Annotated in this window: 19 protein-coding genes; 7 read left to right on the top strand and 12 right to left on the bottom strand. The window is 73.6% G+C overall.

Annotated features, from left to right (window positions below; all coding sequences use genetic code 11):
- Window positions 1-82: 82 nt before the first annotated feature.
- From FKN01_RS09205 to FKN01_RS09180, 6 genes are all read right to left on the bottom strand, one after another.
- Window positions 83-934: an ATP-binding cassette domain-containing protein gene (locus tag FKN01_RS09205; RefSeq protein WP_143618364.1), complete on the bottom strand. Its 852-nt coding sequence runs from the start codon at window positions 932-934 to the stop codon at window positions 83-85.
- Window positions 931-1,977, bottom strand: a complete 1,047-nt coding sequence (locus FKN01_RS09200) for an ABC transporter permease (protein WP_143618362.1) — start codon at window positions 1,975-1,977, stop codon at window positions 931-933. The genes FKN01_RS09205 and FKN01_RS09200 overlap by 4 nt, the downstream gene beginning before the upstream one ends.
- Entirely contained in the window at window positions 1,974-2,957 is a 984-nt protein-coding gene (locus FKN01_RS09195; RefSeq protein WP_143618360.1) for a sugar ABC transporter substrate-binding protein, read from the bottom strand. The genes FKN01_RS09200 and FKN01_RS09195 overlap by 4 nt, the downstream gene beginning before the upstream one ends.
- A 170-nt stretch (window positions 2,958-3,127) precedes the next feature.
- A complete protein-coding gene (locus FKN01_RS09190) occupies window positions 3,128-4,303 on the bottom strand; it encodes a cytochrome P450 (RefSeq protein ID WP_143618358.1) in 1,176 nt (391 codons plus the stop codon).
- Window positions 4,304-4,388: 85 nt separating this feature from the next.
- Window positions 4,389-5,087 carry a response regulator transcription factor gene (locus FKN01_RS09185; RefSeq protein WP_143618356.1) on the bottom strand — a complete coding sequence of 233 codons (699 nt, stop codon included), beginning with the start codon at window positions 5,085-5,087 and terminating at the stop codon, window positions 4,389-4,391.
- A complete protein-coding gene (locus FKN01_RS09180) occupies window positions 5,084-6,304 on the bottom strand; it encodes a sensor histidine kinase (RefSeq protein ID WP_143618354.1) in 1,221 nt (406 codons plus the stop codon). The genes FKN01_RS09185 and FKN01_RS09180 overlap by 4 nt, the downstream gene beginning before the upstream one ends.
- Before the next feature lie 145 nt (window positions 6,305-6,449).
- On the opposite strand from FKN01_RS09180, the gene FKN01_RS09175 reads away from it, so the two are divergent.
- A complete protein-coding gene (locus FKN01_RS09175) occupies window positions 6,450-6,653 on the top strand; it encodes a hypothetical protein (RefSeq protein WP_143618352.1) in 204 nt (67 codons plus the stop codon).
- A gap of 5 nt (window positions 6,654-6,658) precedes the next feature.
- Here FKN01_RS09175 and FKN01_RS09170 read toward each other — a convergent pair whose 3' ends face one another.
- Window positions 6,659-7,588, bottom strand: a complete 930-nt coding sequence (locus FKN01_RS09170; protein ID WP_143618350.1) for a DMT family transporter — start codon at window positions 7,586-7,588, stop codon at window positions 6,659-6,661.
- A gap of 166 nt (window positions 7,589-7,754) precedes the next feature.
- Between FKN01_RS09170 and FKN01_RS09165 the strand changes: the two genes are divergently transcribed.
- A complete protein-coding gene (locus tag FKN01_RS09165; protein ID WP_143618348.1) occupies window positions 7,755-8,585 on the top strand; it encodes an aldo/keto reductase in 831 nt (276 codons plus the stop codon).
- A 50-nt stretch (window positions 8,586-8,635) separates the two neighbouring features.
- Here FKN01_RS09165 and allB read toward each other — a convergent pair whose 3' ends face one another.
- Entirely contained in the window at window positions 8,636-9,985 is a 1,350-nt protein-coding gene (gene allB / locus FKN01_RS09160) for an allantoinase AllB (protein ID WP_143618346.1), read from the bottom strand.
- A gap of 314 nt (window positions 9,986-10,299) precedes the next feature.
- Between allB and FKN01_RS09155 the strand changes: the two genes are divergently transcribed.
- Window positions 10,300-11,100 carry an IclR family transcriptional regulator gene (locus FKN01_RS09155; RefSeq protein ID WP_143618344.1) on the top strand — a complete coding sequence of 267 codons (801 nt, stop codon included), beginning with the start codon at window positions 10,300-10,302 and terminating at the stop codon, window positions 11,098-11,100.
- Window positions 11,101-11,144: 44 nt separating this feature from the next.
- Here FKN01_RS09155 and FKN01_RS09150 read toward each other — a convergent pair whose 3' ends face one another.
- Together FKN01_RS09150 and FKN01_RS09145 are read right to left on the bottom strand one after the other, a co-directional pair.
- Window positions 11,145-11,831: an ABC transporter ATP-binding protein gene (locus tag FKN01_RS09150; protein WP_143618342.1), complete on the bottom strand. Its 687-nt coding sequence runs from the start codon at window positions 11,829-11,831 to the stop codon at window positions 11,145-11,147.
- On the bottom strand, window positions 11,828-12,901 hold the full coding sequence (locus FKN01_RS09145) for an ABC transporter permease (RefSeq protein WP_143618340.1): 1,074 nt from the start codon (window positions 12,899-12,901) through the stop codon (window positions 11,828-11,830). The genes FKN01_RS09150 and FKN01_RS09145 overlap by 4 nt, the downstream gene beginning before the upstream one ends.
- A gap of 110 nt (window positions 12,902-13,011) precedes the next feature.
- On the opposite strand from FKN01_RS09145, the gene FKN01_RS09140 reads away from it, so the two are divergent.
- Entirely contained in the window at window positions 13,012-14,208 is a 1,197-nt protein-coding gene (locus FKN01_RS09140; protein WP_143618338.1) for a sensor histidine kinase, read from the top strand.
- Window positions 14,205-14,840: a response regulator transcription factor gene (locus FKN01_RS09135; RefSeq protein ID WP_143618336.1), complete on the top strand. Its 636-nt coding sequence runs from the start codon at window positions 14,205-14,207 to the stop codon at window positions 14,838-14,840. Before FKN01_RS09140 ends, FKN01_RS09135 begins: the two co-directional genes overlap by 4 nt.
- Window positions 14,841-14,860: 20 nt before the next feature.
- Here FKN01_RS09135 and FKN01_RS09130 read toward each other — a convergent pair whose 3' ends face one another.
- Window positions 14,861-15,175, bottom strand: a complete 315-nt coding sequence (locus FKN01_RS09130) for a DUF5955 family protein (RefSeq protein ID WP_185992798.1) — start codon at window positions 15,173-15,175, stop codon at window positions 14,861-14,863.
- A gap of 184 nt (window positions 15,176-15,359) precedes the next feature.
- On the opposite strand from FKN01_RS09130, the gene FKN01_RS09125 reads away from it, so the two are divergent.
- Window positions 15,360-15,953 carry an NTP transferase domain-containing protein gene (locus FKN01_RS09125; RefSeq protein WP_143618332.1) on the top strand — a complete coding sequence of 198 codons (594 nt, stop codon included), beginning with the start codon at window positions 15,360-15,362 and terminating at the stop codon, window positions 15,951-15,953.
- Between the two features lie 232 nt (window positions 15,954-16,185).
- Window positions 16,186-17,805: a malate synthase A gene (gene aceB, locus FKN01_RS09120; RefSeq protein ID WP_143618330.1), complete on the top strand. Its 1,620-nt coding sequence runs from the start codon at window positions 16,186-16,188 to the stop codon at window positions 17,803-17,805.
- Between the two features lie 65 nt (window positions 17,806-17,870).
- Here the strand turns inward: aceB and FKN01_RS09115 are convergent, their stop codons facing one another.
- Complete coding sequence (locus FKN01_RS09115) at window positions 17,871-18,767, bottom strand: sucrase ferredoxin (protein ID WP_143618328.1); 897 nt, start codon at window positions 18,765-18,767, stop codon at window positions 17,871-17,873.
- Window positions 18,768-18,782: the final 15 nt, after the last annotated feature.

Raw genomic sequence — 18,782 nt, 5'->3', positions numbered from 1 at the left:
CAGGAGTGATCCCGGTGGCGGACGGCGCCCGTCTGCCCCGATTCTGCCATTGCCCGGAGGGCCGGGGCGCCGGGCGCCTTCGCTACACGGTGTCGCCGGTCCCCGGTCCGGAGGTGCGCTCCAGCTCGTGGCTCAGCTCCTCCAGCTCGCTGCCGCCCGCCATCTGCCGCGTCAGTTCGTCCAGCGTGACGCCGTCCTTGGTGTGGCTGCCGGCCATGGCGCCCCGCTTCAGGAGGACGAAGCGGTCACCGACGAGGTACGCGTGGTGCGGGTTGTGCGTGATGAGGACCACGCCGAGGCCGGCGTCCCGGGCGGCCGCGATGTACTTCAGGACGACTCCGGACTGCTTGACGCCGAGCGCGGCCGTGGGCTCGTCCAGGACGAGCACCTTGGCGCCGAAGTGGACGGCGCGCGCGATGGCCACGCACTGCCGCTCGCCGCCGGAGAGGGTGCCGATGGGCTGGTCCACGTCGCGCAGGTCGATGCCCATGCGCAGCAGCGCCGAGCGGGTCGTCTCGCGCATCAGCTTCACGTCGAGGCGCTTGAAGGGGCCGGCGCCGGTGGTCGGCTCGGAGCCCAGGAAGAAGTTGCGCCAGACCGGCATCAGGGGGACGACCGCGAGGTCCTGGTAGACGGTGGCGATGCCCCGGTCGAGGGCGTCGCGCGGGTTGGCGAGGGTGGTCTCCTCGCCGTCGATGAGGAACCGCCCGGCGTCGTGCCGGTGCAGCCCCGCGATGATCTTGATGAGGGTGGACTTGCCGGCGCCGTTGTCACCGAGCACGCAGGAGATCTCGCCCGCGTGGACCTCCAGCGAGACGCCTTCCAGCGCCTTGATGTTGCCGTAGTACTTGGCCACGTCGTCCAGCTCGACGAGGGCCTGCCGGCCGGTGTCCTCGGGCCCTTCGGGGGCCTTGGGGGCCTGGGGGGCCGTCATGTCGTCGCCTCCGCGCGCTTGCGTACCCATGCGTTCAGCAGGGTGGCCAGGAGCAGCATCGCTCCCAGGAAGAACTTGAACCAGTCCGGGTTCCACTCCGCGTACACGATGCCCTTGCTGGTCATGCCGAAGATCAGGGCGCCGACCGCCGAGCCGATCGCGGAGCCGTAACCGCCGGTGATCAGGCAGCCGCCGATGACGGCCGCGATGATGTAGATCAGCTCGTTGCCCACGCCCTCGCCGGACTGCACGACGTCGTAGCTGAACAGCAGGTGCTGGCCGGAGACCCAGGCGGCGAAGGCGACGCCCAGGTAGAGCCCGATCTTGGTACGGACGACCGGGACGCCGACCGCGCGGGCCGCGTCCGCGCCGCCCCCGACGGCGAAGATCCAGTTGCCGAAGCGGGTGCGGAGCAGAATCCAGGTGGCGACGGCCACCAGTCCGGCCCACCACAGGAGCGTCACCTTGAGCTCGACGCCGCCGACGGTCCAGTACGAGGCGAAGAGCTTGCGGGCGGAGGGGAAGCCCTCCATGTCGCCGATGCCCTTCGTGGACACGGTGCCGCTGATCAGCTTGGTGAGGCCCAGGTTGAGCCCGGTCAGCATCAGGAACGTGCCCAGCGTGATGATGAAGCTGGGCAGTTTCGTACGGGTCAGCATGAAGCCGTTGAACGCGCCGAAGGCGAGCGTGACCAGCAACGACACGAAGACGCCGACCCAGACGTTGGCCGTCATCTGGTAGCTGAACATCGAGGAGACCAGCGCGGAGCTGGTGACCATCACACCGGCCGACAGGTCGAACTCGCCGCCGATCATCAGGAGCGCGACCGGAGCCGCCATGATCCCGATGGTGGAGGCCGCGTAGAGCACCGTGCCGAAGCTGGTGACGCGCAGGAAGCTGTCGGCGACGACGGCGAAGAAGAGGAAGACGGCGAGCGCGCCGACGACCGAGCCCAGCTCCGGGCGGCCGAGGAGCCTTCGCAGCGGTGAGGTGCGCAGCAGCCGTTCGTCGGTGACGGCGGTCGATCCGGGCCCGGCGGTCATCGGGTGCCCCGGTCGGCGTACTCGGCGAGTGTTCCGGCGTCCTTCGCGGTGATGATCTGCGGGCCGGTGAGGACGGGGCGGCCGCCGCCGAGGACGTTGCGGTTGTAGCGGTAGAGCCAGAGCAGGTCGACGGCCTCGTAGCCCTGGAGGTAGGGCTGCTGGTCGACGGCGAAGCCGAGGGTCTCGGACTTCAGCCCGGCGGCGACGGTGGCGTTGAGGTCGAAGGTGTCGACCTCGGCCTTGCTGCCGGCGGTCTTCTTCGCCTTGACGGCGGCGTCCGCGAAGGGCGCGCCGAGCGTGACGACCGCGTCGATGTCCTTGTCGGACTGGAGCTTCGCCTCGATGGACGCCTGGACGTCGGGCATGTTGGTGCCCTCCACGTACAGGTTCTGCATCTGGCCGTCGAAGGTCTTCTTCGCGCCGGCGCAGCGCTGCTCGTGGCCGACGTTGCCCTGCTCGTGCAGGATGCAGAGGGCCTTCTTGCGGCCGCGCTTGTTCAGCTCGTCGCCGACTGCCTCACCGGCGATGGACTCGTCCTGGCCGATGTGGGTGAGCGCGCCGTACGCCTTGGACTCGGCGGAGCCGGAGTTCACCGTGATCACGGGGATGCCGGCGCGGACGGCCTTGGCGACGACGTCCTTCATGGCGTCGGGCTTGGCGAGCGTGACGATCAGCCCGTCGACCTTCTTGTCGATGGCCGCCTGGACCAGCTGGGCCTGCTGCTGGCCCTCGTCGCTCTTCGAGTACAGGAAGTTGATGTTGTCCTTCTTGGCCGCCATGTCGGCGCCCTTCTGGACGATGTCCCAGAAGGTGTCGCCGTCGCCCGAGTGGGTGACCATGGCGAAGGTCCAGCGGGGCGTGTTCACCGCGGCCCGGCCTTCGGCAGCGGCCTCGGCCGCACGCTCCTCCGCCCGCTTGCCGCCGGTGCTGCTGCATCCCATGAGGGACACCCCCAGCACCGCCGCAAGCACGGCGCCCATCGCACGTACCCCTGTCCGAACCCTTGCCACGACGCCGTGCCCTTCTTGTGCTGCTCGCTGTGCTGCTGCCGGTGGAGCCGGGGCCTGTGGTCCCGGCCCGGCTGGGCAAGTATCCCCGAGCGTGTGCCGCCGCGACCCGGAGGGGCATGCGGAGGGCGGCGGCGCGTCGCTCACCAGCGCACCGGCAGGCGGCGCACCCCCCGGATCAGCGTGCCGGGCAGCCAGTCGAGCGGGGCGGCCTCCGGGTCGGCCTCCAGGCCGGGGCAGCGTTCGAGCAGGGCGCGGATCGCGATGCGGCCCTCCATCCGGGCCAGCGGGGCGCCCAGGCAGAAGTGGATGCCGTGTCCGAAGGCGAGGTGGCCGCGGGTGTCGCGGCGGATGTCGAAGCGGTCGGGCCCTGGGTAGCGGGCCGGGTCCCGGTCGCAGCCGGCGAGGGAGACCAGGATCGCGTCGCCGGTCCCGATGGTCCGGGAGCCCACCTCGACCGGTTCCCGGGCGAAGCGGAGGGTGGCCGTCTCGACGGGTCCGTCGTAGCGCAGCATCTCCTCGACCGCGCCGTCGAGGAGCGAGAGGTCGGCGCGGAGGGCGGCGAGCTGGTCCGGGTGGGCGAGGAGGGCGCGTACGCCGTTGGAGATGAGGTTGACCGTCGTCTCGTGGCCGGCGACGAGCAGCAGGAAGGCCATGCCGACCAGCTCGTCGGGCGAGAGCGCGTCGTCGTCCTCGTGGCGGGTGGCGATCAGGGCGCTGAGCAGGTCGTCGCCGGGTGAGCGGCGCTTCTCCTCGATGAGCTCCGTGAGATAGCCGCCCATGGCGCGGACCGACTCGCCCTCCTCCTCCGCGTTCACGGGGGCGACGACGCCGTTGGACAGCTTGCGGAAGGCGGAGCGGTCCAGGTCGGGGACGCCGAGCAGCTCGCAGATCACGGTCATGGGGAGCGGGAAGGCGAGCGCGTCCACGAGATCGGCGCGGCCTTCGGGGACCATGAGGTCGAGGAGTCCGCCGGTGATCTCCTCGACCCGGGGGCGCAGCGCCTCGATCCGGCGCGGGGTGAACTCGCGGGCGACGAGCTTGCGCAGCCGGGTGTGGTCGGGGGCGTCCGTCTCCAGCATGTTGGCGTTGATCGGGTCGCCGCCGGTCTCACCGGGCAGCGCGCGCCAGTCCTTGCCGAAGCGCTGGTCGGCCAGGACGGCCCGGCCCTCGTCGTATCCGACGACGAGCCAGACGCGGTCGAACTCGCCGGTGCGGACGAGGTGCACGGGTCCGGCCGCGCGCATCCGCTCGTAGTAGGGGTAAGGATGCGCGGTGAAGTCGGCCAACCCGCTGAGATCCACATCGACTTCGGACATGGGCCCGCCCTCCCGGTCGTGTCGTCCCCGCTGCGAGGACCGGCCCGTTCAGCGTATGCGGGGCGCCTGCCGGGAACGCCGGACCTCAGGCCGGATTCGATCCGCTCTCGTCGTCGAGCAGGCCGGCGTCGTGGACGAGCAGGGCGATCTGGACGCGGTTGTTGAAGCCGAACTTGGCGAGGATGCGGGAGACCTGGGTCTTCACCGTGGCGACGCTGAGGTAGAGCGCCGCGGCGATCTCCGCGTTGGACCGGCCCCGTCCCACGGCGACGGCCACCTCGCGTTCCCGGTCGGCGAGCAGCGCGATCCGCTCGCGCGCCCGGGCGGCCCGGTCCACGCGCTCCTCCTGCCCGGCGCCGGCCGCCCGGGCCATGAGCTGCCGGGTGACGGCGGGTGAGAGGACCGGGTCGCCGGCCGCGACCCGGCGCACCGACTCCACGATGCGGGCGGGCGGGGTGTCCTTGAGGACGAAGCCGGCGGCCCCGGCGCGGATGGCACGCAGCACCTGCTCGTCGGCGTGGAAGGTGGTCAGGACGACGACCTCCGGCGCGTCGGGCCGGGCGCGCAGCGCTTCGGTGGCGGTCAGGCCGTCCACGACCGGCATCCGGATGTCCATCAGGACCACGTCGGGCCGCAGCCGGTCGACAAGCTCCGCCGCCTCGCCGCCGTCGGCGCCCTCGCCCACGATGTCGATGTCGTCGGCGCCGCCCAGCATCAGGGTCAGCCCGGCCCGGACGAGCGGGTCGTCGTCGATGATCAGGAGCCGGACAGGCGTGTCGGTCATGACGCCCACGGTAGCCAGGCCCGCACCGCGAACCCGCCGCCGGGGGCGGGCCCGTGGTCGAGGCGGCCCCCGGCGAGGGTGGCCCGTTCGGTGAGGCCGATGAGCCCCTGGCCGGAGCCGGGGACCGGGGTGAAGGGTTCGGTGGGGGCCGGGTTGCGCACGTCCACGGTGATGCCCTCCCCGGGTCCGCCGGTGACGGCGACGGTGACCTCGGTGCCGGGGGCGTGCTTGCGGGCGTTGGTCAGCGCCTCCTGGGCGATGCGGTAGACGGTGCGCCCGGAGGCGGCGGGCACGGCGTCGGGGTCGGCGAGGCGGTTGTCGAGGACGACCTTCATGCCCGCCTCCCGGGACTCGGCGACGAGCGCGTCGAGGGTGGCGAGGGTGGGCTGGGGGCGGTTGCCGTCGGGGTCGCCGTCGCGGGGGCCGCGGAGTACGCCGATGATCTCGCGGAGGTCCTGGAGCGCCTCGTGCGCGCTGTCCCGGATGACCCCGGCGGCGCGGCCGACCTCGGCGGGGGGCGCGTCGGGCCGGAATTCCAGGGCGCCGGCGTGGACGCTGAGCAGGGTCAGCCGGTGGGCGAGCACGTCGTGCATCTCCCGGGCGATCTCCTCGCGGGCGAGCCGCTGGGCCTGCTCGGCGCGGAGGGCCGCCTCGGTCTCGGCGCGGACGGCGCGTTCCCGGAGGGAGACGACGAGCTGGCGCCGGGAGCGCACGATCATGCCCCAGCTGAGGACCAGCAGGATCAGCAGGAGCCCGATGACGGTGGACTCCAGGAACGACGAGTTCGGGTCGGGGCGCAGATACGGCTGTACGGGGGTGACGGCCAGGGCCAGGGCGCCGACCAGGGCGGCCGGGCGGAACGGCCGGTGGACGGCCACGCTGAACAGCGCGACCAGCAGGGCGCCCGCCGCGACCGGCTCGATCGTGGACAGCAGGGTCAGGGCCGCGGCGAGCCCGACCGGCCAGCGGCGCCGGAACCACAGGGCGCAGCAGGCGGCGGCGCCGACGAGCGAGTCGACCAGCACGAAGGCGTTCGGGGTGGTGGGGTCGGCCTCGATCGTGGCGAGCGTCGCCAGGCCGATGCCGGCCGCGCAGAGGAACGCCGTGAGGTCGACGGCCCAGTCCCGCACGGTGCGGCGGGACCGGCCGCGGTCGCCCGGCAGCTCGGGTCCGGCCATCGCCGAGGGCAGCAGCCAGGGGTACTCCGTACGCGTCATGTCGACAAAGCTACGCACGTGGGCGGCGGGTTTTGGGTCTCCGGGGCGCGGGAGCGACCGAAGTCGCGGAGACGGAGACTTTCGGACCCGGCGGGCAGCCCACCGGCCGACGCGGTGGCGGTGCCCCGGCGGCCAGGCTCGGGGCATGAAGAAATTCTGCGAGACGGTGGGCTTCCTGGTCTTCGTCCAGGGGGTCGCCGGGCTGCTGCATGTGTGGCTGGACTGGTTCCGCTTCTTCAACCTGTGGCGGCGGCTGCCGTTCGCCTCGGAGTATCCGCTCTTCGTGTCGATCGTGCTGGTGGTGGCGGGCGCGGCCGTGATGGTCGCGGCGGACGCGATCAAGGAGTGAGCCGGTCAGCGCGCGCCCCGGCCCGCGCTGCGCCGCCCCCAGGCCGTTCCGGCCAGCACCAGCACGGCCCCCGCCGCCCCGGCGAGGCCCGGGCGCTCGCCGCCGATCGCGATGCCGGCGGCGGCGGCCCACAGCGGTTCCGTACCGAGCAGCAGGCTGACCCGGGAGGGCGAGGTGCGGCGTACGGACCACATCTGGACGAAGAACGCGAAGAGCGTGCAGAACACCGAGAGGAAGAGCAGTCCGCCCCACTCGCGGGCCCCGAATCCGGCGGCGACCGTCCAGGGCGCCTCGCCCGTCCCCGGGGCGGCGGCCAGCAGGGCGAAGACGGCGACGGCGCTGCCGAGCTGCACGGTCGTCAGGGACAGCGCGTCCGCGCCCTCGACCGACTTGATCCGGGCCATGAGCAGCACGTGCAGGGTCCGGGCGAGGGCGGCGGCCAGCATGAGCAGGTCACCGGCCGAGGGGCTGGTGAATCCGCCGCTCTGGGTCAGCAGCACCACCCCGGCCACACTGAGCCCGGCGGCGGCCAGGAAGGACCCGGTCGGCCGGGTGCGGGTGACGGCGGCCTCGGCGAGCGGGGTGAAGATCATGGTGAGGCTGATGATGAGCCCGGCGTTGGTCGCCGAGGTGTGCACGATGCCGTACGTCTCCACGAGGAAGATCCCGCTGAGCACCAGGCCCAGCAGCCCGGCGCCCCGCCGCTGCGCGGCGCTCAGCGCGCGCAGCCCGCGCCACCCCGCGACCGCGAGCACGGGCAGCACGACGGCGAACCGCAGCACGAGCACGGCGACGACGGTCCGCGGGGTGGTGATGCCCTTGGCGGCGAGATAGCTGGACCCCCAGACCACCGCGACCAGCAGGACGGGCAGATCGGTGAGCCAGGCCCGGCGCGGCGGGGCCAGGACGGGGGCGGGGACGGCGGCGGAGGACACCTGGGCTCCTGCTCTCTCCACGGGGACGACGTGGAGACGGCACCGGCTCGCACGGGGGAAGGCTCACGCTACCGGGCGGCCGGGGACGATCCGGCGGCCCGGCGCCTCCACGCCTACGCTGGCAGCAAGGCGTGTCCGTAACGGCAGGCGACGAGAAGGGACGATCATGTCCGGTATCCCGGTGCACACCCTGAACGACGGCCATACGATCCCGGCGGTCGGGCTCGGCACCTACCCGCTGGACGACGACGCGGCGGAGAAGGCGGTGTCCGGGGCCCTGGACCTCGGCTACCGGCTCGTGGACACCGCGCTGAACTACGGCAACGAGACCGGTACGGGGCGCGGCGTCGCCCGTAGCGGAGTCCCGCGCGAGGAGGTCTTCGTCACGACCAAGGTGCCCGGCCGGCACCACGGCTACGAGAAGACGCTGGCCTCCTTCGAGGAGTCCCGGAGCAACCTCGGCCTGGACTACGTGGACCTCTATCTCATCCACTGGCCGCTGCCCAGGGTGGGCCTCTACGTGGACACCTGGCGGGCGCTCGTCAAGCTGCGCGAGGACGGGCTCGTCCGGTCGATCGGGGTCTCCAACTTCACCGCCGGGCATCTGAGGCGGCTGGAGGAGGAGACGGGCGTGGTGCCCGCGGTCAACCAGATCGAGCTGCACCCCCGGCTGCCCCAGGAGGAGCTGCGCGCGGCGCACGCCGCGATGGGGATCGTCACGCAGAGCTGGAGCCCGCTGGGGCGCGGCCGGGACCTGCTGGCCGACCCGGAGGTGGTGGCGGTCGCCGAGGCGCACGGCGTCACCCCGGGCCAGGCGGTGCTGCGCTGGCACACCCAGCTCGGGGCCGTACCGATCCCCAAGTCGGCCGATCCGGGGCGGCAGCGGGAGAACCTGGACCTGTTCGGCTTCGAGCTGACGCCCGAGGAGCTGGGGCGGATCTCGAACGGGCGGCGGGAGCGGTTCGGCGGGGACCCCGAGGAGCACGAGGAGTTCTGACGCCCCGGGGCCCCCGGGAGGTCAGCCGCCGTGTTCGGTGTGGCGGGCCGTCATGCTCGGGGGTCCCTCGTCTGGAGGCGGCCGGTGGGTTCGGAGAGGACGCCGTCGGCGGCGATGCGTACGCCGCGCAGCCAGGTGGAGCGCACCACTCCGTGCAGGGTGCGCCCGGCGTAGGCGGTGACCTGGTTGCGGTGGAAGAGCTCGGCCGGGTCGACGGTGAAGGTGGCGTCCGGCGCCAGGACCGCGAAGTCGGCGTCGCGGCCCGCCTCGATGGCGCCCTTGTGGTGCAGCCCGGCCAGGGCGGCGGGGGCGGCGGACATCCAGCGGGCGACGTCGTCCAGGGTGTGGCCGCGCCGGCGGGCCTCGGTCCAGATGGCGGGCAGGCCGAGCTGGAGGGAGGAGATCCCGCCCCAGGCGGAGGCGAAGTCCGGGGTCTTGAGGTCGGTGGTGCACGGCGAGTGGTCGGAGACGATGCAGTCGATGGTGCCGTCCGCGAGCCCCTGCCACAGCGCGTCCTGGTTGACGGCCTCCCGGATGGGCGGGCAGCACTTGAACTCGGTGGCCCCGTCCGGGACCTCCTCGGCGGTGAGGGTGAGGAAGTGCGGGCAGGTCTCGACGGTGAGCCGGACACCCTCGCGCCGGGCGGCGGCGATCAGCGGCAGCGCGTCGCTGGAGGAGAGGTGCAGGACGTGGACGCGGGCGTTCAGCCGGCGGGCGTGGGCGATCAGGCCCTCGATCGCGGTGTTCTCCGCGTCGCGCGGCCGGGACGCCAGGAAGTCGGCGTAGGCGGGGCCGCTCCGCTGCGGCGCGGCGGCCAGGTGGTGGGGGTCCTCGGCGTGCACGATGAGCAGCCCGCCGAAGCCGGCGATCTCAGCCATGGACCGGGCCAGCTGCTCCTGGTCCAGCTCCGGGAACTCCTCGACGCCGGACGGCGACAGGAAGCACTTGAAACCGAACACCCCGGCCTCGTACAGCGGGCGCAGGTCCTTGACGTTCGTCGGGATCGCGCCGCCCCAGAAGCCGGTGTCGACGTGCACCTTGGGCTCGGCGACGCCCTGCTTGATCCGCAGGTTCTCGACCGTGGTGGTGGGCGGCAGCGAGTTGAGCGGCATGTCGAGCAGCGTGGTGATGCCGCCGGCCGCCGCCGCGCGGGTGGCGGTCCAGAAGCCCTCCCACTCGGTGCGGCCGGGGTCGTTCACATGGACGTGGGTGTCCACGAGGCCGGGCAGCAGGACGTCGTCCCCGAAGTCCTCGACGCGGGCACCGGCCGGGGCCCCGGTGTCGTACGGCAGAACGGCGTCGATGGTCCCGCCGGTGACGGCGACCGATGCGGGCCGGGTCCCCTCGGGGGTGACGACGCGCGTCGAGCGCAGTAGCAGCTTCACGTCGGGACCGGCCACCGGTGCTCCTCACTTCGCACTTTTCAACGAACTGTTGAAGGAGTCTTCACTCGGCGGCGCGGCCCGTCAAGACCTCTCCCCGGCAGCCCGCCGGCTCCGGGCCCGCTCTGGAGGTTTCCACAAAGTAGAAGGATGTTTTCGGAGTACGGAACGTAGAATGGGCCAGGCGGTCCGCGGCCGGGGTGCCGCGCGGCCTGCGGACACCCGGACAAACGGGCGCTGACCGGCCATGACGGCTGCCATCGGCTGTGGGCCGGCCGGAAAGGGCCCGGTAGGCTGCTGCCTTGCTCCTCCGCTTCGAAAGGACCGTTGACGTGCCGCCGTCCCACGCCAGCACTTCCGACTCCAAGCCCGCCGGTTCCAGCGGTGGTGTGCAGTCCCTTGAACGCGCCTTCGACCTGTTGGAGCGGATGGCCGACGCGGGGGGCGAGGTCGGCCTGAGCGAGCTCTCCGCGAGCAGCGGACTCCCGCTGCCCACGATCCACCGCCTGATGCGCACGCTGGTCCTGTGCGGTTACGTACGTCAGCAGCCCAACCGGCGTTACGCGCTCGGCCCCCGCCTGATCCGCCTCGGCGAGTCCGCCGCCCGGCTGCTCGGCACCTGGGCCCGCCCCTATCTGGCCCGGCTGGTCGAGGAGACCGGCGAGACGGCCAACATGGCGCTGCTCGACGGCGACGAGATCGTCTACGTGGCGCAGGTGCCGTCCAAGCACTCGATGCGCATGTTCACCGAGGTGGGCCGCCGGGTGTTGCCGCACTCCACGGGCGTCGGCAAGGCGCTGCTCGCGCACACCCCGCCGGACGAGGTGCGCGCCCTGCTCGCCCGCACCGGGATGCCCGCCGCCACCGAGAAGACGATCACCACGCCGGACGGTTTCCTGGAGGCGCTGGAGCAGGTGCGCCGGGTGGGTTACGCGGTGGACGACAACGAACAGGAGATAGGGGTCCGGTGCCTGGCGGTCTCGGTGCCCGACTCCCCCACCGCCGCCGCGATCTCGATCTCCGGCCCGGCGGGCCGGGTCACCGAGGCGGCCACCGAGCGGATCGTGCCGATCCTCCAGCAGGCGGCCAGGGAGCTGTCGGACGCGCTGGCGAGCAGCGGGGCGGCGGGCTGAGCGGCCGTGCGGCGGGCCCGCCGCCGTTCCGGGCCGGCGCCGGCTCAGGCCGGTGCCGGTGCCGGTGCCGTCAGGCGGCCGTCGCGCATCGTGACCGTCCGGTCCGCCCGGTCCAGGTGGGCGCGGTCGTGCGTGACCAGGACCGTCGCCGTGGACCGCTGCCGGGTGAGCGTCACCAGCAGGTCCAGGACGGCCGCGCCGCGCTCGTGGTCCAGGGCGCTGGTCGGCTCGTCCACGAGCAGCAGGGCCGGGTCGTTCATCAGGGCCCGGGCGATGTTGATCCGCTGGCGCTGCCCGCCGGAGAGCTGGTGGGGCCTGCGGCCGGCCTGCCCGGCGAGACCGACCGCTTCCAGCAGGTCCAGCGCCCGGGCCCGGGCGGCCCCGGCCCGGCGGCCCGACAGATGGGTCATGACCTGGAGCTGTTCGACGGCGGTGAGGGACGGGAGCAGGTTGGGCTGCTGGAAGACGACGCCGACGCGCTCCCGGCGCAGCGCCGCCTTCTCCGCGCGCCCGAGCCCCGTGGTGGCCGTGCCGGCGACGACGACCGCCCCGTCGTCCGGGGCGACCAGGGTGGCCGCCACCGCGAGAAGGCTCGACTTGCCGGAGCCGGACGGGCCGACGACGGCGGTGAGGGTGCCGGCGGGCACGTCGAGCGCGACGCGGTCCAGCGCGGTGAGCCGCCCGTCGCCGTCCGGGTAGGTGAGGGTGACATCGGTGAGCGTGAGGGTCATCGGGCACTCCCGAGCGCGGTGAGCGGGTCGACGGCGGTGATCCGCCGGATGGACAGGGCCGCCCCGGCCGCGCCGAGGGCGATCATCACGGCGGCCGGGACGAGGACCGTCGCCGCGTCCAGGACGAACGGCACGGCCCCGCCGGAGACCAGGGCGCCGATGCCGGAGGCGAGGAGGGTGCCCAGGCCCGTACCGACGACGAGCATCACGACGGCCTGGCCGAGCGCGTCCCGCAGGAGATACGGCGTCGAGGCCCCCAGCGCCTTGAGCACGGCGACGTCACCGCTGCGCTGGATCGTCCAGACGGTGAAGAACGCGCCGATGACCAGGGCGGAGATGGCGAAGAGGAAGCCGCGCATCAGCTGGAGGGAGCCGTTCTCCGCCTGATAGGAGCCGATGGCGGTCAGCGAGTCGTCCAGCGAGAGCGTGCGGGTGCCGGCCGCCCGGTCACCGGCGGCCAGGTCGGCGCCATCGGTGGACAGGGCGATCACGGTCGCGCGCCCGTCCCCGTCCCCGCTCGCGGACCGCCGCCAGTCGGCGAGGTCGGTCCAGACGACCGGGGTGTGGCTGTACGAGGCGTCGCCCGCGACGGCGGCCACGGTGACCGCCCGCCCGCCGAGGGCCAGCCGGTCGCCGGGGCGCACGCCCAGCTCGTCGGCGCCCCCGCGCGAGAGCACGACCTCGCCCGGGCCGATCCGGGCGGGCGCCAGGCCGCTGCCGGGCTCGACGCCGAACGCGGAGACGGCGGCGGTGCGCTTCCCATCGGCGGTGGCGTGCAGGGTGCGGATGCCGAGCGGGTGCGCGGCGGCCACTCCGGGCTGCCCGGCCCATGCGCGTACGGCGTCCTCGCCGACGGACGAGTCGGTGAAGGACACCGCCCGGCCGTCCGGCGGGGCGGCGAACGCCAGGTGGTCGGCGTCCAGCCCGGTGACGGCCGAGGTGTTCTCCCGGGCCAGCCCGGCGGTCAGGCCGGACAGCAGGCCCACGAGCAGGGTGATCAGCACGATCACCGTGCCCATCAGGGCGAACCGGCCCTTGGCGAACCGTAGGTCTCTCCATGCGACGAACATGGACCCAGCGTCGTTTCCGCCCGCTCCGGAAACATCGCCCCCGGGCTGGTGACGACATCAACCTTTCGGTTGACCGGCCCCGGGCGGCCTGCGCCTACGCTGAATTCATCATGGAAACGCGTGTCCATCCCCCGGTCGCCGCCGCGCTGCGGCTGTGCCTGCACGGGCTGATGCTCGGCCTGCTGGCGCTCACCGCCGTCAAGGCGTTCTCCGACGGCGGTGCGCGCCCCGGCGCGGTCACCGCCGTCGCCGGGGTGCTGGCGGCGGTGTACGCGGCGGGCGCGGCGGCCGGGGCCGTGCGGCCGGGGACCCGGGCGGGCGCCGAGTGGCTCGCGGTGCTCGGGGGGCTGTGGGCGGCGCTGCTGGTGCTGTCGCCGGACGCGCTGTGGGTGGCCTTCCCGCTCTACTTCCTCCAGTTGCACCTGCTGCCGACGCGCTGGGGCCTGCCCGCGGTGGCGGTGACGGCGGGCGCCGCCATCGCGGGCTTCCTGCTGCACGGGCGGGCGGTCACGCCCGGCACCTTCATCGGCCCGCTGCTCGGCGCGGCCGTCGCCGTCGCCACGGTCCTCGGCTACGAGGCGCTGTTCCGGGAGAGCGAGCGGCGCCGTGAGCTCATCGAGGAGCTGGTCGCGACGCGTGCGGAGCTGGCCGGGGCGGAGCGCGCCGCCGGCACCCTCGCGGAGCGCGAACGGCTGGCCCGGGAGATCCACGACACCCTCGCCCAGGGCCTGTCCTCCATCCAGCTGCTGCTGCGCGCGGCCGAACGGGTGCTGCCCGAGGACGCCCCGGCCGCCGCCCATGTGCACCGGGCGCGCGAGGCGGCGCAGGACAACCTCGCCGAGGCCCGTCGCTTCGTCCGCGCGCTGACCCCGCCGGACCTGGAGAACGGCTCGCTGACGGCCGCCCTGGAACGGCTGTCGGTCCGCTCCACGACACCCGCGCTCACCGTGCGGTTCGCGGTCAGCGGCACGCCGGTGGAGCTGCCCACGCCGTACGAGGTGGCGTTGCTGCGGGCCGCCCAGTCGGCGCTGGCCAACACCGTGCGGCACGCCGGGGCGGGGCGGGCGGAGATCACGCTGAGCTTCATGGAGACCTCGGTGTCGCTGGACGTGGTGGACGACGGACGCGGCTTCGCGCAGGATGCCCCGGCGGCCGGCGCCACGGAGTCCGGCGGCTTCGGGCTGCCCGCGATGCGCGCCCGGGCCCGGTCGCTCGGCGGCACCCTGAGCGTCGAGTCGGCGCCCGGCCAGGGCACCGCCGTCGCGCTGACGCTGCCGCTGGACCGGACCGGGCGGGAGGCGGCGTGAGCGCGACGCCCGTCCGGCTGCTGCTCGCCGACGACCACCCGGTGGTACGGGCGGGGCTGCGGGCCGTCCTGGACACCGAGCCGGACTTCCGGGTCGTCGCGGAGGCCGCCACCGCCGAGGAGGCGGTCGCCCGGGCGGCGGCGGGCGGGCTGGACGTCGTGCTGATGGACCTCCAGTTCGGCGCCGGGATGCACGGCGCGCAGGCGACCGCCGCGATCACGGCGGCGCCGGACGCGCCCCGGGTGCTGATCCTGACGACCTACGACAGCGACGCGGACATCCTGGCGGCGGTCGAGGCGGGGGCGGCGGGCTATCTGCTGAAGGACGCGCCGCCCGAGGAGCTGGCGGCGGCGGTCCGTACGGCGGCCGCCGGGCGTTCGGCGCTGGCCCCGGCCGTCGCGCACCGCCTGATGGACCGCATGCGCACCCCCGCCCAGGCGCTCACCAAGCGCGAGCTGGAGGTGCTGCGGCTGGTCGGCGAGGGCCTGTCGAACGCGGAGATCAGCAAGCGGCTGTTCCTGAGCCAGGCGACCGTGAAGTCGCACCTGGTGCACGTCTACGCGAAGCTGGGCGTCGACTCGCGCACGGCGGCGGTGGCGGCGGCGACGGCCCGCCGGCTCATCCGCCGCTGAGCGGGCCGGCCCGGCCCTGGTCAGCGCTGCGGCGGCTCGCCGAAGAGGTCGACGGCGACCCGGACGTCCCGCAGGGCGGCGGCCAGCGCGCTGACCGAGCCGATCGCCCCCGCGATCAGCAGCAGCGAGCGGCGCAACCGGGGGATCTCGGGCGCCCCGCCGCGCGCCATCGCGTCCAGCGCCGCGAGCTCGTCCTCGGCGACGGCCCGGTCGGGGAACTGCCCGGGATACCCGGCCAGGGCCCGCCGGAGCCGGGAGACCGCGGTACGCAACTCCACCACTCTGGGGTCCTCACCGCTGCCGGTCACCCGCTCCTGCCCGACGCTCTTCAACAAAGCTCCCCCTCGCACGTCCTCGTGCCGTGTCGTTCCGACCAGTCCCCGGACCATGGTCAAGTGTCCCGGTATGCGGGCAAGTTAACGCCATAAAAGGTGCCGGGCGCCACTCCGTGTACGTAACACACCCCGTAGCGGCACGAGGCGGTGGGCGGGAGCGGCCGCCGTGGGGTATCCAGGCGGCATGACACATGCGCAGATCGCCGGACTGCTGCTCGCCGCGGGCGGGGGCCGCCGGCTCGGCGGACGCCCGAAAGCCCTGTTGGAACACCGCGGCGGACTGCTCGTCGAGCACGCGGTGCGCACGCTCCGCGAGGGCGGCTGCGGCCCGGTCCACGTGGTGCTCGGCGCCTCGGCCGGCGAGGTGCGCGCCCGGGCGGCGCTGGACGGCTGCGCCGTGAGCGTCAACCCGGAGTGGACCGAGGGCATGGGCTCCTCGCTGCGGACGGGACTGGGCGCGCTCGCGGGGACGGGCGCGGACGCGGCGCTCGTGCTGCTGGTGGACCAGCCGGGCATCGGGGCGGAGGCGGTGGCCCGGGTGGGTGCGGCGTACCGGGACCGGATGAGCCTGGCGGCGGCCTCGTACGCGGGGGAACGCGGCCATCCGGTGCTGTTCGGCGCGGACCGGTGGGCGGACATCGCCGCGGGCGCGGTGGGCGACCAGGGGGCGCGGGCCCATCTGCGGGCGCACCGGGCGGCGCTGACGCTGGTGGAGTGCGGGGACGTGGCACAGGCGTACGACATCGACACTCCGGCGGACCTTTCGCACCTGGAGTGAACGGCCTGGCACTCTGCGCCGAGGCCCCGGCCGTTCTGTCGACCCGAAGAATCTCGACATCAACAAACCATTGAACTTCCACCATGAGGAAACTACTATCCACTGATCAGAAGCCCTCTGCACCTCAGACGGCGGCCACAGCCGTATCCCGGAGCCCTGGCACGCCGTGCCGAATCGGGCGGCCCGGCGGCCGTGACGCCGTCCGCACCGCCCGCTGAAGGAGTGACAGCTCATGTCCGCACCAGCGCCGTCCCCGCTGGCCATCGTCGATGCCGAGCCCCTGCCCCGGCAGGACGAGGTCCTCACCCCTGCGGCCCTCGCGTTCGTGGCCGAGCTGCACCGGCGGTTCACGCCCCGGCGCGACGAGCTGCTCGCCCGCCGCGGGGAACGCCGCGCCGAGATCGCCCGCACCTCCACGCTGGACTTCCTCCCGGAGACCGAGGCGATCCGTGCGGACGACTCCTGGAAGGTCGCCCCGGCCCCGGCCGCGCTGAACGACCGCCGGGTGGAGATCACCGGTCCGACCGACCGCAAGATGACCATCAACGCCCTGAACTCCGGCGCGAGGGTCTGGCTCGCCGACTTCGAGGACGCCTCCGCCCCCACCTGGGAGAACGTCGTCCTCGGCCAGCTCAACCTGATGGACGCGTACAACCGCTCCATCGACTTCACCGACCCGAGGTCCGGCAAGTCGTACGCGCTGAAGCCGGCCGAGGAGCTGGCGACGGTCGTCACCCGCCCGCGCGGCTGGCACCTGGACGAGCGCCACCTCCAGCTCGACGGCACCCCCGTGCCCGGCGCGCTGGTCGACTTCGGCCTGTACTTCTTCCACAACGCCCAGCGCCTGATCGACCTCGGCAAGGGCCCGTACTTCTACCTCCCGAAGACGGAGTCGCACCTGGAGGCCCGCCTCTGGAACGACATCTTCGTCTTCGCGCAGGACGAGCTGGGCATCCCGCGGGGCACCGTCCGCGCCACGGTCCTGATCGAGACGATCACCGCCGCGTACGAGATGGAGGAGATCCTGTACGAGCTGCGCGACCACGCCTCCGGGCTGAACGCGGGCCGCTGGGACTACCTCTTCTCCATCGTGAAGAACTTCCGCGACGGCGGCGCCAAGTTCGTCCTGCCGGACCGCAACGCGGTGACGATGACCGCCCCGTTCATGCGGGCGTACACCGAACTCCTCGTCCGCACCTGCCACAAGCGCGGCGCGCACGCGATCGGCGGCATGGCGGCCTTCATCCCGTCCCGCCGCGACGCCGAGGTCAACAAGGTCGCCTTCGAGAAGGTCAAGGCCGACAAGGACCGCGAGGCGAACGACGGCTTCGACGGCTCCTGGGTGGCCCACCCGGACCTCGTCCCGATCGCCATGGCCTCCTTCGACGCGGTCCTCGGCGACAGGCCGAACCAGAAGGAGCGGCTGCGCGAGGACGTCTCGGTGGCGGCCGGCGACCTGATCGCCATCGACACCCTGCACGCCAAGCCCACGTACGAGGGCCTGCGCAACGCCGTCGCCGTCGGCATCCGCTACATCGAGGCGTGGCTGCGCGGCATGGGCGCGGTCGCCATCTTCAACCTGATGGAGGACGCGGCCACCGCCGAGATCTCGCGCTCGCAGATCTGGCAGTGGATCAACGCGGACGTGGTCTTCGAGAACGGCGAGCACGCCACGGCGGACCTGGCCCGCAAGGTCGCCGCCGAGGAACTGGCCGCGATCCGCGCGGAGATCGGCGACGAGGCGTTCGCCGCCGGCCAGTGGCAGGAGGCCCACGACCTCCTCCTCCAGGTCTCCCTGGACCAGGACTACGCGGACTTCCTGACCCTGCCGGCGTACGAGCGGCTGCGCTGACGGCCCGTACCGCTGCGCGAAAGCCCCACCCCTGGCGTACGCCTCCGGGGGCGGGGTTTCCGCGTTCAGCCGGCGCGGATCGCGGTCACCTCGTGGACCATGGCCGCGCTCGTCGCCGGGCCGTTGCAGGTGAGTTGACGCGGTGCGGCGCGGTGGGCGGTGACCTCCACGTCGTAGGCGGTGGCGCGGGGCGGGGGGCCGGTGAGGCGGATCAGCCAGTGGGGGCCGGCCCGGGAAGTGCCGGTGACCGTGTAGTCGTGGCGGCCCGCCGGGCCGTAGCGGGCGAGCACCGCCGCGACCGCCGCCTGCTGGGCCGGGAAGAGGTCGGTGTATCCGCGCAGGTGCGCGGCGTGGACGCGGCCGGCGAGGTGCTGGCCGACGACCGTGACGGACGAAGTGGCGTCCAGGCCGCCGTAGTACACGCCGTCGGGGGCGACGAGCACGTTCGCGGCGAAGCGGTCGCCGCCCACGTGGGTGCACTCCCACACCTGGTCCGGCCACCGCTCGGCCAGCGCGCGGGCCGCCGGACGCCCCCGCAGGGCGCAGCAGGTGTCGTGCCGGCCATGGGCGCAGACGAGGACGACCGGCGGCTGTCCGGGCTCCCCGGGCGTGCCGAGCGCGGCGGCGGCGAGTGCCAGGTCCTCGTCGCGCTCCCAGGTCCCCCACTGCTGGCGGTGCGCGCCGCTGGCGTCGTATTCGAGGACGGCCCAGCGCCGGGGGCCGGCGTCCTCGGGGCGGCGGCCGTGGCGGCGGATCAGGAGGATGCGGGCGCGCACCGCCCGGGCCGCCTCGTAGAGCAGGGCCTTGGTCACGGGTTCGACCGCGAGGCCGTCGTAGCCGTTGGCCGGCCAGGGCGCGTGCTGCTCGACGAGGACCCACACCAGCCCGTACGGGGCGGTTCCCGGGAGCGCGTCGCCGCGGGCCCGGGCGGCGTCGGCGCAGAAGAAGCGTTCCGCTGTCACCGGAGGCGTTCCGCG

This window comes from Streptomyces sp. 130 (assembly GCF_007096885.1).
Taxonomy (GTDB): Bacteria; Actinomycetota; Actinomycetes; order Streptomycetales; family Streptomycetaceae; genus Streptomyces.
Note: the sequence above shows the minus strand (reverse complement) of the source record. Positions and strands in the feature narration are given on the sequence as shown.

Bases quoted from the DNA above. Each gene is read 5' to 3' on its own strand.
- FKN01_RS09205 (WP_143618364.1), bottom strand. From the start codon at position 934: ATGACGGCCCCCCAGGCCCCCAAGGCCCCCGAAGGGCCCGAGGACACC.
- FKN01_RS09200 (WP_143618362.1), bottom strand. From the start codon at position 1,977: ATGACCGCCGGGCCCGGATCGACCGCCGTCACCGACGAACGGCTGCTG.
- FKN01_RS09195 (WP_143618360.1), bottom strand. From the start codon at position 2,957: ATGGGCGCCGTGCTTGCGGCGGTGCTGGGGGTGTCCCTCATGGGATGC.
- FKN01_RS09190 (WP_143618358.1), bottom strand. From the start codon at position 4,303: ATGTCCGAAGTCGATGTGGATCTCAGCGGGTTGGCCGACTTCACCGCG.
- FKN01_RS09185 (WP_143618356.1), bottom strand. From the start codon at position 5,087: ATGACCGACACGCCTGTCCGGCTCCTGATCATCGACGACGACCCGCTC.
- FKN01_RS09180 (WP_143618354.1), bottom strand. From the start codon at position 6,304: ATGACGCGTACGGAGTACCCCTGGCTGCTGCCCTCGGCGATGGCCGGA.
- FKN01_RS09175 (WP_143618352.1), top strand. From the start codon at position 6,450: ATGAAGAAATTCTGCGAGACGGTGGGCTTCCTGGTCTTCGTCCAGGGG.
- FKN01_RS09165 (WP_143618348.1), top strand. From the start codon at position 7,755: ATGTCCGGTATCCCGGTGCACACCCTGAACGACGGCCATACGATCCCG.
- FKN01_RS09150 (WP_143618342.1), bottom strand. From the start codon at position 11,831: ATGACCCTCACGCTCACCGATGTCACCCTCACCTACCCGGACGGCGAC.
- FKN01_RS09145 (WP_143618340.1), bottom strand. From the start codon at position 12,901: ATGTTCGTCGCATGGAGAGACCTACGGTTCGCCAAGGGCCGGTTCGCC.
- FKN01_RS09140 (WP_143618338.1), top strand. From the start codon at position 13,012: ATGGAAACGCGTGTCCATCCCCCGGTCGCCGCCGCGCTGCGGCTGTGC.
- FKN01_RS09125 (WP_143618332.1), top strand. From the start codon at position 15,360: ATGACACATGCGCAGATCGCCGGACTGCTGCTCGCCGCGGGCGGGGGC.
- aceB (WP_143618330.1), top strand. From the start codon at position 16,186: ATGTCCGCACCAGCGCCGTCCCCGCTGGCCATCGTCGATGCCGAGCCC.